Below are 12,181 nucleotides of genomic sequence, written 5' to 3'. Positions count from 1 at the left end.
GCATAAAGTCCCAGTCCTCGACAGAAATGAGAACGTGTTCTAATCTCGAACTCGATGGGTACAGCGGCCGGCTCGTCCGGCCGAGGAGAGACGAGTAGGAGCAGGCGAGATGCCAGCACAACGGAGCGAAGCCGCCGAGCAGGTCCTGGAGAAGATCAACGTCCTGCTCCCGGAACTCGAGCAGCGTGCGCAGTCGACCGAGGATCTGCGTCGAATCCCCGACGAGACCGTCTCGAGCCTCGAGACCGCCGGCTTCTTCCGGCTGTTGCAGCCCGAGCAGTGGGGTGGCTATCAGGTCGACCCGGTCACCTTCTACGAAGCGGTCCGCCGGATCGCGTCGGCCTGCGGGTCCACCGGCTGGGTGTCGGGCATCATCGGCGTCCACAACTGGCACCTCGCCCTCTTCGACCAGCAGGCGCAGGAAGACGTGTGGGGTTCGGACACCAATGTCCGGATCTCGTCGTCGTACGCGCCGATGGGCATGGGCGAGGTCGTCGACGGCGGCTACAAGGTCAACGGTTCGTGGGCGTGGTCGTCGGGTTGCGAGACTGCTGACTGGGTCTTTGTCGGGGGTCCGGTCATCAAGAACGGCAAGCCCGTCGACTTCGTCAGCTTCCTGATCCCGCGTGAGGACTACACGATCAAGGACGTGTGGAACGTCGTCGGTCTGCGCGGCACCGGGTCCAACACCATCGAGGTCAAGGACGTGTTCGTGCCCCGGCACCGCATGCTCAGCATGCGCACGATGTCGATGGGGCAGAGCCCGGGCCTGGAGCGCAACACCGCGCCGGTCTACAAGATGCCCTGGGGCACCATCCATCCCAGCACCATCGCGACGCCGATCGTCGGCATGGCCTACGGCGCCTACCGCGCCCACGTCGAGCACCAGGGCAAGCGGGTCCGGGCCGCCTACGCGGGCGAGAAGGCCAAGGAGGATCCGTTCGCCAAGGTCCGGATCGCCGAGGCCGCCAGCGACATCGACGCCGCGTGGCGCCAGCTGTCGGGCAACCTGCAGGCCGAGTACGACCTCATCCTCGCCGGCGAGGAGGTCCCGATGGAACTGCGGCTGTCCGCTCGACGCGACCAGGTGCGTGCGACCGGACGTGCGATCGCCGCGATCGATCGGCTCTTCGAGAACTCGGGCGCCCACGCGCTCGAGAACGGGACGCCGATCCAGCGCTTCTGGCGCGATGCCCACGCCGGCCGCGTGCACGCCGCGAACGACCCGGAGCGCGCCTACGTCGCATTCGGCAACGGCGAGTTCGGGATTCCCATCGGCGACACGATGGTGTGACCCTTCGTGACGCTCGCAAGCTCGCTCCTCAGGGAGCAGGGAAGTGGCTCGCAAGCTCGCTCCTCAGGGAGCAGGGACAAGACAGGATTGATCGAGATGAGTGACAGTCCGATTCGCTCGTTGGGGTACATGAGGATCGAGGCCACCGACATCGAGGCGTGGCGCACCTACGGCCTCAAGATCCTCGGCATGATCGAGGGCTCTGGTCTCACCGACGGTGCCCTGTATCTCCGGATGGACGATTTCCCGGCCCGTCTGGTCATCGTGCCGTCCGAGCACGACCGGCTCGCCTGCGCGGGCTGGGAGGTCGCGAATGCCGCTGAGTTGCAGAATGTCCGGGATCGGCTGTCGCGTGCGGGTGTGGTCTTCCGCGAGGGCAAGGACGAGGAGGTCGCCGACCGTCGGGTCGCCGAGATGATCGTCTTCGACGACCCGGCGGACAACACCCTGGAGGTCTTCCACGGCGCCGCGCTGGAGCACCGGCGCGTCGTCAGCCCGTACGGGCATCGCTTCGTCACCGAGGAGCAGGGTCTGGGCCACGTGGTGCTCACCTGCTCCGACGACAAGGCAGCGCTCGAATTCTACCGGGACGTCCTGGGATTCAAGCTCCGTGACTCGATGCGCCTCCCGCCGCAGGTCGTCGGCCGCGAAGAGGGCGACGAGGTGCCGTGGCTGCGCTTCCTCGGTTGCAACCCCCGGCACCATTCGCTGGCCTTCCTGCCGATCCCGAACAGCACCGGCATCGTCCACCTGATGGTGGAGGTGGAGAACGCCGACGACGTCGGCCTGTGCCTCGACCGCGCGCTGCGCAAGAAGGTGCCGATGTCGGCGACGCTCGGCCGACACGTCAACGACCTCATGCTGTCCTTCTACATGAAGACGCCGGGCGGCTTCGACATCGAATTCGGTTGTGAGGGGCGCACGGTGAAGGACGACGAGTGGATCGCCCGGGAGAGCACGGCAGTGAGTCTGTGGGGGCATGACTTCAGCGTCGGGTTCAAGGGCTGAGATGCCCTTGTCCGAGATGCCCTCCGGCGCCACGGCCCAGCAGTCCACGCGTTCGCCGTACGGGTCCGCCGACTTCGACTCCCGTCAGTTCCGAACGGCGATGGGCCAGTTCTGTACCGGGGTCACCGTCATCACGACCCTCGACGACGCGGGCAAGCCGGTCGGGTTCGCGTGCCAGTCGTTCGCCGCGTTGTCGCTCGACCCGCCGCTGGTCCTCTTCTGCCCGATGAAGACCTCCCGGAGCTGGAAGGTCATCGAGAAGACGGGCAAGTTCTGCGTGAACGTCCTGTCGAACCGCCAGCAGGACGTCAGCGCCGCCTTCGGCGCCCCCGGCGACGACAAGTTCGCGAACGTCACCTGGGACCCGTCACCGGCCGGCCTCCCCGTCATCCGGCACAGCCTGACCTGGGTCGAGTGCGACGTGGAGACCGTCACCAACGGCGGCGACCATCACATCGTCATCGGCCGCGCACTGACTCTCGGAGAAGTGCTGCAGGACAAGCCGTTGCTGTTCTACCGTGGCGGCTACCTGTCGACCGAACACCCGCGGGTCACGCCCGCACAGGCAGAGTTGGAAAACTTCCTCACATGGACGGGCGGGGACACCTGGCTATGACCGTCGACGACGCGACGAGCACCGAGACAGCGACGACCGAGACATCGTCAACCGAAACAACGAGTGACGCACCGACGCTGGTCACTCAGCCCCTCATCGACGCGATCGCGGAGGCCGAGAAGCTGGTCGCATCGGCCGATTTCGTCGAGACCGACCAAGATCTCGCCGAAGGCTACGACTACCTCGCCGGGAGCATCGCCGCCATCGTCCAGCTGGTGCGCGCCCGGTCCATCTCCCACCCGAACTTCGTGACGTCCACCGGGCCGTCGACCAAGATGGGCCTGGACAATCCGGACACGCTCTACTATCACGCAGACGTCGAGCCCACCGGGACCTACCGGGTACGCGGGCGGCGCGGTACGACAACCGATCTCAGCTTCCAGGTCCTGCGCGGCGACTACACGGCCTCGTCGGTACCGGGCGGCGAGGATGCGTTCGACGACCGGCGGCTGACGATCGCCGACGACGGGTCGTTCGAACTGGCCTTCGGCCCACCCATCCCCGATGCGCCGGACGACTACTTCCCGCTCGGGGAGGGCGCGTCGATGCTCGCGGTGCGCGAGGTCTACTCCGACTGGTCCGAACGCAAGGGGTCGATCACCATCGAACGGGTCGACACCATCGGGACAGCGCCGCCGGAGCCGGACCTGGCCCGGGTGTCCCGCCGGTACGCGACGGCCGGCAAGATGCTGACGGCTCGCATCAACACCTGGTTCAATTTCCCGAAGTGGTTCTACCTCGACGAGCCGGTCAACACGTTCACCGAACCGCGGCAGACCCCGGGCGGCCTCAGCACGCAGTTCTCCTCCGTCGGACACTTCCGGTTGGGGCCCGACGAGGCGATGGTGATCACCATTCCGCGGTCCGACGCCCCGTACCAGGGATTCCAGCTCGGCAGCATGTGGTACATCTCGCTGGACTACGTCAACCACCAGACCAGCCTGAACTCCGCTCAGGCGCAGGTGGATCCGGACGGCATGATCCGCATGGTGGTGTCCCACCGCGACCCGGGCGTCGCGAACTGGATCGAGACGACCGGCCGGTCGACGGGCATCCTGCAGTTCCGGTGGCAACGCAGTGATTCGCCGATCGGCCCGGACCTGGGCCCGACCGCACAGGTCGTCGCTTTCGACGAAGTCGCCGGCCATCTGCCGCACCTCGAGCACAACAGGATCGACGCCGACGGCTGGGCGGAGCGGATCACGGCACGTCAGCGCGGGTTCGCCGAGAGGATGCTGGGATGAGCGCACAGGGGGGTCTGCTCGCTGACAAGGTCGTCGTGGTCTCGGGTGTCGGTCCGGGACTCGGGCGGTCGATCTGCCTGCGTGCGGCCGCGAAGGGCGCACGGGTCGTCCTCGCCGCCCGTACGGAATCAAGGCTGAAGGAGGTCGCCGCCGAGATCGACGCCGCCGGCGGGACCAGCCTCGTCGTCCCGGCCGACATCACCGACGACGCCGCCGTCGAGAACCTGGTGGCCACCACCGTCGCCGAGTTCGGCCGGGCCGATGTACTGGTCAACAACGCCTTCGCCCTCCCGTCGATGAAGCCGTTGTCCCGCACCGACTTCGATCAGATCGCGAGCAGCATCGACGTCACCGTGCTGGGCACGTTGCGGGTCATCCGCGCGTTCACCGACGCGCTGGGCGAGTCCGACGGCTCGATCGTGAACATCAACTCGATGGTCATCCGGCACTCCGAACCCCGTTACGGCAGTTACAAGATCGCCAAGTCGGCGCTGCTGGCGATGTCGCAGTCGCTGGCCTCCGAACTCGGCGACAAGGGGATTCGCATCAACTCGGTCGCACCGGGTTACATCTGGGACGACCAGCTGAAGTGGTACTTCGGCGAGGTCGCCAAGAAATACGGGATCTCACCCGACGACGTCTACGAGCAGACGGCGTCGAAGTCCGACCTCAAGCGATTGCCGGAGCCGGACGAGATCGCCGACGCCGTCGTGTTCCTCGCCTCGCCGATGGCGCGCGCCATCACCGGGCACACCCTGGACGTGAATTGCGGTGAATACCATGACTAGTGCGGCACGCACCGACGTCGGCACGATCGAAGACCTGCATTCCTCGGCCACTCGCGCCACCGGCCTCGACGACTTCGGGGACACCGAGTACCTGGAGCCGTTGGGCATCCTGCTCGACTCCTACCGCTCCGAGGCGGGGCTGACCGAGATCGGCAGCAAGATGTTCCGCTTCTTCCTCAAGGGCGCGTTGGTCGCCCGGTTGCTCAGCGAGGCGTCGTGGAAGGCGAACCCGGGGTACGCCGACGTCGAGGTGACGCGGCCGATCTTCGTGACCGGCCTGCCGCGCACGGGAACGACTGCGCTGCACCGACTCCTGGCCGCCGATCCGGCGCACCAGGGCGTCGAGATGTGGCTCGCCGAGTTCCCGCAGCCCCGGCCGCCGCGCGACACCTGGTCCGACAATCCCGTCTACCAGCAGATCCAGGCCGGGTTCGAGCAACATCACGTCGAGAATCCCGAGTTCATGGGGTTGCACTACATGGACGCCGGCGAGGTCGAGGAGTGCTGGCAGCTGCTCCGCCAGAGCGTCATGTCGATCTCGTACGAATCCCTCGCGCACATCCCGACCTACTCGAGGTGGCTCGCCCAACAGGACTGGACGCCGGCGTATCTCCGACACCGCAAGAACCTGCAGCTGATCGGGCTCAACGACCCCGGCAAGCGGTGGGTGCTCAAGAACCCCAGCCATCTGTTCGCGCTCGACGCGCTCATGGCGGCATACCCGGATGCCCTGGTGATCCAGACGCACCGGCCGCCCAGCACTCTCATCGCGTCGATGTGCAGCTTGGCCGAACACGCCACCCCGGGATGGTCGACGACGTTCACCGGCGAGCAGGTGGGCCGGGACCAGCTCGAGCTGTGGTCGCGCGGACTCCGCGAGTTCTCCACCGCACGGAAGCGGCACGACCCGGCCCAGTTCCTCGACATCGACTTCACCGATCTGCGCAACGACCCGATGGGCACCGTCGAGCGGGTGTACGCAGCGCTGGACACCCCGATGTCGGAGGACGCGCGTGCGGCAGTGACCGCGCTCGACGAGGAGAGCCGGTCGGGTGCGCGCAAACCGCAGCACCGGTACCAGCTCGCCGATTACGGACTCGACGAGGCAACGGTCGAGGCGGCCTTCGCCGTCTGACCCACCGGCCGCACGTCGGTCGTTCTACAGTGCATCGCATGGCAGAACCGGAGAACCGACAGTCGGCAGAGGGACTGAGCCGGCTCATCGCATTCGCCGACGCGGTGGTCGCGATCGCGCTGACCCTGCTGGTGCTCCCGCTCGTCGACATCGCCAACGACCTGCGCGAGGATTCGTCGGTCGCGGACGTGGTGTCCGACAACTCGATCGAACTGGTCAGCTTCATCATCAGTTTCGGCGTCATCTGGATCCTGTGGCGCCAGCACCATCAGACGATGGAATACTTCCGCGCCTACGACCGCACGCTGATCAACCTCCACTTCATCTGGTTGCTCACGATCGTGGCGCTGCCCTTCGCGACGGCCCTCATCGACGGCGCCCACATCGAGCAGGCCAACATCCTCTACATCGGTGTGCTGGCCGTCTCGGTGGGCTCGCTCATCGCGATCGCCGAATGGGGCCGTCGGCACCGAGAACTGCTCGCCGACGACGACGCCACCGACCGATGGGTCGCCTCGTCGAGCGGAGTCGCCACGTTCATCATCCTCGCGGTCGCACTGGGCGTCGCGATCGTGTTCCCGCGCAGCGGAAATCTGCCGCTGTTCCTACTGCTGCTGACCGACCCGGTCGAGCGGTTGCTCGCCCGGTGGCGGCCGCGGCGACACTGAGGTCGGTCAGCGCAGTGCGCGGGCCGCTGCGGTCACCGCGGTGTGCGGGGCACCGAACATCTGCGACGTGGCCTGTGCGCGCTTGAAATAGAGCTGGATGTCGTGCTCCCAGGTGATGCCGATCCCGCCATGCAATTGGATCGCCTCGCCCGTGACACGACGATAGGCATCGGAGCAGTACACGTGGGCGGCCAGCGCCAGGTCGTCGGCGTCCGGCTCGTCGGCGGCGAGGGCGGCCACGGCGGCGCGGGAGATCGACCGCGCCGTCTCGACCAGCACGTACATGTCGGCCATCCGATGCTTGAGGGCCTGGAACGAGCCGATGGTGCGCCCGAACTGCTTGCGGGACTTGGTGTAATCGACCGTGAGGTCGAGCGCTCGCTGCGCGCCCCCGACCTGCTCGGCGGACAGCAGGGCCCAGGCGAGCGCACGGAGCCGGGACGCGAGATCGTCCGGCGCGGGGATCGCCGCGGACGCCACCTCGTCGAAGCGCACCGAGGACAGCGCCCGGGTCGGGTCGAGGACGGGCATCGGCGACACCGAGACGCCGTCCGCATCGGCGGCCACCTCGTGCAGGGTCAGGTGTGTCCCGGGGCCGGCCGCGAGCACGAGGAGCACGTCTGCCGACTCGCCGTCGACGACGAAGTGGGCTGTCCCGGTGAGGAGTCCGGCGTCGGCACGCACACCGGGGGTCTGCCAGCCGCGTTCACCGGCCCAGCACACCGCCGCGGTCCGCTCGCCGGCGGCCAGGGCGGGCAGAAGTCGCGACGACGCGTCGTCGTCACCCGCGAGCAGGATCGTGCCGGTGGCGAGTGCGGAGCCGAGCGCGGGGACGGGACTCAGTGCGGCGCCCAGTTCTTCGAGCACCGCGGCCGACTCCATCCATGACGCCCCGGCACCGCCGAATCGCTCGGGGACAGCAAGCGCGGCGACCCCGATCTCGGTGCACAGCGTCTGCCACAGGGTCGAGTCGATGCGCCCGGGAGCGCACATGGCCGCGCGGACCGTGGTCGAATCGCCCCGGCGACGCAGGAGATCCCGCACCGCCTCGACGAGTGCCTCCCGTTCCTCCGCGCCGATGGCCGGGCTTTCGATGCCGGTACTGACGGTCACAGCGTCTCCAGGATGCGTTGGCGGTGTACGGCAGGGGAGCCCCAGGCGTTGAGCAGCGCCCGGGTCTTGGTGATGTACAGCGAGATGTCGTGCTCGGCGGTATACCCGATCGCCCCCATCACCTGCAGCGAGCGGCGGGCCGACAGGTCGGCGGCCTCGGCGGCCGCGACCTTCGCCGCCGAGATGTCGCGCGAGACGTCGGTGCCCTCCGGCACCTGGCCGTCGACGCCGAGGGCGGCTGCGTGAACGAGGGGGCGGGCCATCTCGATGGCGATCGCCACGTCGGCGAGATGATGTTTGACGGCCTGGAACGACCCGATCGGTCGGCCGAACTGCTTGCGCGACTGCGCGTATTCCGAGGCGATGGACAGCATCGCCTGACCCAGGCCGAGCAGCTGCGCGGCCGTGGCCAGTGCGCCTGCGTCCGCGGCGTCGGACGCATCGACCCCGGTGGCCAGGACGTCGCCGGCGGTGACCCGCGACAACGTCCGGGTGCTGTCGACCGAGGGCTCGGTGCTCTGCACGGTGGCCCGCGAGAGCACTCCGTCCTGGACGAGGTAGACATCGGCGGCGGCGGTGTCGGCGGCCAACGGCTGGAGCGGTCCGATCGCGCAGGTCGCCAGCCGCCCCTCGGCGAGGTCGCTGAGCGGGCCCGACACGTCGGCGTCGTGCAGCAGGATCGGCAGCACGGCGACGCTCTCGACGATCGGGCCCGGGGCACAGTGGCGTCCGAGTTGCTCGACGGCGACGACCATCTCGACGGCCCCGGCGCTGCTGCCGCCGTGTGACTCGTCGATCAGGAGTCCGCTGATGCCCGCGTCGGCCAGCTGTGAGTAGACCTTGGCGACGGCCGCGCGGTCACCGGCCGCCCAGGCGCGCGTGGCGGTCGGCATGTCGGCCTTGCCCAGCATGGCGTCCACCGTCGAGGCGAGGTCGGTGTGGATGTCGGAGAGTCGGAAGTCCATGATGATCACCGATCTCCACGGGGAAGGCCGAGCAGGCGCTCGGCGATGACATTGCGTTGGATCTCGTTGGTACCCGCGTAGATCGGCCCGGACAACGAGAAGAGGTAGCCGTCGGTCCACCGGTCGTCGAGCTCGGCGGCCGGGCCCTGCAGGTCGAGGGCGGTCTCGTGGGCGGCGATGTCCCACTGCGACCAGAACACCTTGTTGATCGACGACTCCATGCCGAGCGAACCACCGGCCGCGAGACGACTCACCGTCTGATACGTGGACAGCTCGTAGGCTCGCGACCCGATCCACGCATCCGCCACGCGCGCATCGGTGTTCGCCGTCGACGGGACGTCGTCCCGGTTCGACCGCCACAGTTCGACGAGGCGGTCGGTGGTGGCCAGGAACCGGCCGGGTGCGCGCAGCGACAGCCCGCGTTCGTTGGCGGCGGTGCTCATCGCGACCCGCCACCCGTTGTCCACCTCGCCGATGACACCCGACTCGCCCGGATTCGACGGATCGTCGGGGACGAAGACGTTCTCCAAGAACAGCTCTGCGAACCCGGCCTCGCCGTCGAGCTGTGCGATCGGCCGGACGGTCACGCCCTCGCTGCGCAGGTCGAACATGAAGTAGGTGAGACCCTTGTGGCGCTGTGCCTGTTTGTCGGTGCGGAAGAGGCCGAAGGCGCGGTCGGCGAAACTCGACCGCGAACTCCAGGTCTTCTGACCGTTGAGCAGCCAGCCGCCGTCGGTGCGAACGGCGGTCGACCGCAGCGAGGCGAGGTCGCTGCCGGCCTCGGGTTCGCTCCACGCCTGACCCCAGATGTCGTCGGCGTTGGCCATCCGCGGCAGGATGCGTTCCAGCTGAGCAGGACTCGCGTGCTCGAACAGGGTGGGTGCGAGCAGGAAGATGCCGTTCTGGCTCACGCGTCCGGGAGCACCCGAACGGTAGTACTCCTCCTCGAAGATGACCCAGTGCAGCAGCGGGGCATCGCGGCCGCCGTATTCCTCCGGCCAGCTGACGACCGACATCCGGTCGGCGGCCATCGTTCGCTCCCACTCGCGGTGCGCCTCGAATCCCTCGGCGGTGTCCATCGACGGAAGCGGTTCGCGCGGAACATGATCGGCCAGCCAGGTGCGGACCTCGGCGCGGAAGTCGTCGGCGGCGTCGTCGAACAGCAGGTCCATGTCAGCTCACCGATCCCGCGGTGCCGGTCGACGCCGACGCCTTCATCGACTTCGCGTCCATCCCGCCGAGCGAGTCGCCACCCGCCTCGGAGTTGGCCGCGTGCGCGAAGTGGTGCCAGCCGAACACCGAGTCCATCGAGTTGCGAAGTCCCATCTGGTCTTCGCAGATGTTGACGGCCTTCTTGCTCAGGAAGAGCCCCTGCATCGGCATGGCGACGGCCTTCTCGGCGATCTCGTTCACCTTGGTCTCGAGGGCGTCCCGGGGGACGACGTGGTTGACCATGCCCCAGTCGGCCGCCTGCGTCGCGGTGAAACGTTCACCGGTGAAGAGGATCTCCTTCGCCCGGCGCGGGCCGAGCACGAAGGCGTGGGCGAAGTACTCGACGCCGGGGATGCCCATGCGGGCGACCGGGTCCGAGAAGAACGCGTCGTCGGAGGCGACGATGAAGTCGCAGATCCAGGCGAGCATGAGACCGCCGGCGATGCACGCGCCATGGACCTGGGCGATGAGGGGTTTGGGGATGTCGCGCCAGCGGCGGCACATCCCCATGTACACCTCCATCTCGCGGGCGAGACGCTGGTCGGCACCGGTCTTGTCGGTGTGGTCCCAGTGCAGGACGGCCGCGTTCTCGTAGTAGGTGTCGAAGTCGCGTTCGGGGGTGCCGATGTCGTGTCCGGCCGAGAAGTGCTTGCCGTTCGCCCGCAGCACGATCACCTTCACCGAAGCGTCGTCGACGGCCTTGCGGAACGCGGCGTCGAGCGAATAGGTCATCACCGAGTTCTGCGCGTTGCGGTACTCCGGGCGGTTCAGCGTCACATAGGCCACCGCGCCGTCGGGGCCGCCGGTCTCGTAGGCGACCGGTGAGGTGTCCGGGCCCAGATCGTCGGGTCCGAGCGGAGGTGGGATGACGGCGTCACTCATGTCCCCGAGACTAACCTAGCAAGTGCTTGGTTGGTAGTCGGTGTGGGTGATCGCCGGGGTCAGAAGTGCGGTGTGGAGCGATAGGTGAGCTCCTGGATCCGGCCGTCGAGGAGGCGGCTGTCGTCGGCATCATCTCGGCGAACTCGCGAAACATGTTGGCGACGATCACCATTCGATGTTTCCTCTGCTGTTTAGCCCTAAAGAACACCATAACCCCTGCTCCCTGAGCCTGGATCCGTGGAAGGAGTTCAGGTGGGGTGGGGTTGGGGCGCGTGATCGCCTGATTGTGTTGTGGGCGTGTGGTATTCGCTGACCTGTGTCAGCCTTTTCACTGGGGTTCCTTGGTCGTGGGTGGGCGGGTGGCGACGTCAGGTCAGGTGGTGTTGGCCGCGGCCCACAGGGTGGTGAAGGCGTGTTGGGTGGGCCAGTGTCGGGGTAGGTGCAGCACCGGTGTTCGTGCTGGTCGGGCTAGTCGGGCGGGTATCGCGATGAGGGTGCGGCGCAGCGTAGCGCCCCGCGCGGCTCGCAGTGTGGGGGTGTTGGTGAGTGCGGCGAGGGTGCGCATCAGGTTGTGGCTGATCGCGGTCAGGGCCAGCCAGGCGGCGTTGGCGCCGAACCGTCCGGAGGGCAGGTGGGCCAGTGGTCCGTCGATGAGGTCGGCGAACACGGTTTCGATGATGGCGTGGCGGCGGTGGATGAGGTCGGCGGTGACGGTGTCGTCGGTGGTGTTGGTGAAAAACGAGTGGTACCGCCACGCGGGCATCAATGTGTCGGTGCCGGCGGGGTGGTGGGCTGTGACCCGACGCACGATCAGTCGCGCGGTGACCGGCTGGGCGGAGTCCGGTTGCACGGTGTAGGTGGTTTCGGCGACTTCGGCGTCAGAGATCAGTTCGCCGGTGTCGGGGTCGGTGACCGCCCCGGGATAGTGCACCGGGGTCCAGGCGTCGTCTCCGATCGCGGTGATGGCGCGGGTGATCGCGGTATTGGTGCGTAAGACCAGCGAGAACGTCGCTGCGAGGCGTTGACAGGTACGCATCACCGCAGCGGTGCCATAGGCGGCGTCGCCGCGCACGGTGATCTCCCCGCTCGCCCCACACCGGCGTGCGGTGGTCAGGGTTTCAGCGATCATTCTCGCTGCCCCGTTCCCGGAAGCGGTGCGCCCGGCGCGTAGCCAGGCGTTGGCGATCACCGGGGCATGCCCGGCTGCGGACAGAGTGGTGACCTGCGGGGACAACCCTTTGCGCAGGAGTTCACGC

12 protein-coding genes are annotated in these 12,181 nt (G+C 67.7%); 7 read left to right on the top strand and 5 right to left on the bottom strand.

Translation table 11 applies throughout. The features are described from left to right. The first annotated feature begins 109 nt into the window (after window positions 1–109). The 7 genes from hsaA (at window position 110) to FFS52_RS15265 (ending at window position 6,753) form a co-directional block, all read left to right on the top strand. The gene (gene hsaA, locus FFS52_RS15295) at window positions 110–1,294 is read left to right on the top strand and encodes a 3-hydroxy-9,10-secoandrosta-1,3,5(10)-triene-9,17-dione monooxygenase oxygenase subunit (protein WP_065629140.1); all 1,185 of its coding nucleotides are present in this window, start codon (window positions 110–112) and stop codon (window positions 1,292–1,294) included. 96 nt (window positions 1,295–1,390) lie between these two features. Beyond that, window positions 1,391–2,302, top strand: coding sequence for an iron-dependent extradiol dioxygenase HsaC (gene hsaC / locus FFS52_RS15290; protein WP_137810189.1), 912 nt, complete (start codon window positions 1,391–1,393; stop codon window positions 2,300–2,302). A 16-nt stretch (window positions 2,303–2,318) separates the two neighbouring features. After that, entirely contained in the window at window positions 2,319–2,918 is a 600-nt protein-coding gene (gene hsaB, locus FFS52_RS15285) for a 3-hydroxy-9,10-secoandrosta-1,3,5(10)-triene-9,17-dione monooxygenase reductase subunit (RefSeq protein WP_137810238.1), read from the top strand. Then, window positions 2,915–4,162, top strand: coding sequence for a hypothetical protein (locus FFS52_RS15280; RefSeq protein WP_137810188.1), 1,248 nt, complete (start codon window positions 2,915–2,917; stop codon window positions 4,160–4,162). The genes hsaB and FFS52_RS15280 overlap by 4 nt, the downstream gene beginning before the upstream one ends. Continuing rightward, window positions 4,159–4,950: an SDR family oxidoreductase gene (locus FFS52_RS15275; RefSeq protein WP_137810187.1), complete on the top strand. Its 792-nt coding sequence runs from the start codon at window positions 4,159–4,161 to the stop codon at window positions 4,948–4,950. The genes FFS52_RS15280 and FFS52_RS15275 overlap by 4 nt, the downstream gene beginning before the upstream one ends. Then, window positions 4,943–6,085, top strand: a complete 1,143-nt coding sequence (locus FFS52_RS15270; RefSeq protein WP_137810186.1) for a sulfotransferase — start codon at window positions 4,943–4,945, stop codon at window positions 6,083–6,085. The genes FFS52_RS15275 and FFS52_RS15270 overlap by 8 nt, the downstream gene beginning before the upstream one ends. Window positions 6,086–6,123: 38 nt before the next feature. Continuing rightward, entirely contained in the window at window positions 6,124–6,753 is a 630-nt protein-coding gene (locus tag FFS52_RS15265) for a TMEM175 family protein (protein WP_137810185.1), read from the top strand. A gap of 6 nt (window positions 6,754–6,759) precedes the next feature. On the opposite strand, the gene FFS52_RS15260 is transcribed toward FFS52_RS15265, so the two are convergent. The 5 genes from FFS52_RS15260 to FFS52_RS15240 all read right to left on the bottom strand — a co-directional run. Further along, entirely contained in the window at window positions 6,760–7,866 is a 1,107-nt protein-coding gene (locus tag FFS52_RS15260; protein ID WP_171011649.1) for an acyl-CoA dehydrogenase family protein, read from the bottom strand. Then, window positions 7,863–8,831 (bottom strand): acyl-CoA dehydrogenase family protein, encoded by a 969-nt coding sequence (locus FFS52_RS15255; protein ID WP_137810236.1) that lies wholly within the window; start codon window positions 8,829–8,831, stop codon window positions 7,863–7,865. Before FFS52_RS15255 ends, FFS52_RS15260 begins: the two co-directional genes overlap by 4 nt. A gap of 5 nt (window positions 8,832–8,836) precedes the next feature. Further along, the gene (locus tag FFS52_RS15250; RefSeq protein WP_058251161.1) at window positions 8,837–10,003 is read right to left on the bottom strand and encodes an acyl-CoA dehydrogenase family protein; all 1,167 of its coding nucleotides are present in this window, start codon (window positions 10,001–10,003) and stop codon (window positions 8,837–8,839) included. Window position 10,004: 1 nt separating this feature from the next. After that, on the bottom strand, window positions 10,005–10,925 hold the full coding sequence (locus tag FFS52_RS15245) for an enoyl-CoA hydratase (RefSeq protein WP_058251160.1): 921 nt from the start codon (window positions 10,923–10,925) through the stop codon (window positions 10,005–10,007). A gap of 373 nt (window positions 10,926–11,298) precedes the next feature. Further along, a partial coding sequence (locus tag FFS52_RS15240) for an IS1380 family transposase (RefSeq protein WP_137810184.1) occupies window positions 11,299–12,181 on the bottom strand: 883 nt, incomplete at its 5' end.

The sequence above is a fragment of the Gordonia sp. ALPHA1B1 genome, assembly GCF_005502615.1.
GTDB lineage: Bacteria > Actinomycetota > Actinomycetes > Mycobacteriales > Mycobacteriaceae > Gordonia > Gordonia hongkongensis.
This window is presented reverse-complemented; position numbering and strand designations above follow the sequence as displayed.

Coding starts and splice junctions, on each gene's coding strand:
- hsaA (WP_065629140.1), top strand. CDS start 110: ATGCCAGCACAACGGAGCGAAGCCGCCGAGCAGGTCCTGGAGAAGATC.
- hsaC (WP_137810189.1), top strand. CDS start 1,391: ATGAGTGACAGTCCGATTCGCTCGTTGGGGTACATGAGGATCGAGGCC.
- hsaB (WP_137810238.1), top strand. CDS start 2,319: ATGCCCTCCGGCGCCACGGCCCAGCAGTCCACGCGTTCGCCGTACGGG.
- FFS52_RS15280 (WP_137810188.1), top strand. CDS start 2,915: ATGACCGTCGACGACGCGACGAGCACCGAGACAGCGACGACCGAGACA.
- FFS52_RS15275 (WP_137810187.1), top strand. CDS start 4,159: ATGAGCGCACAGGGGGGTCTGCTCGCTGACAAGGTCGTCGTGGTCTCG.
- FFS52_RS15270 (WP_137810186.1), top strand. CDS start 4,943: ATGACTAGTGCGGCACGCACCGACGTCGGCACGATCGAAGACCTGCAT.
- FFS52_RS15265 (WP_137810185.1), top strand. CDS start 6,124: ATGGCAGAACCGGAGAACCGACAGTCGGCAGAGGGACTGAGCCGGCTC.
- FFS52_RS15255 (WP_137810236.1), bottom strand. CDS start 8,831: ATGGACTTCCGACTCTCCGACATCCACACCGACCTCGCCTCGACGGTG.
- FFS52_RS15250 (WP_058251161.1), bottom strand. CDS start 10,003: ATGGACCTGCTGTTCGACGACGCCGCCGACGACTTCCGCGCCGAGGTC.
- FFS52_RS15245 (WP_058251160.1), bottom strand. CDS start 10,925: ATGAGTGACGCCGTCATCCCACCTCCGCTCGGACCCGACGATCTGGGC.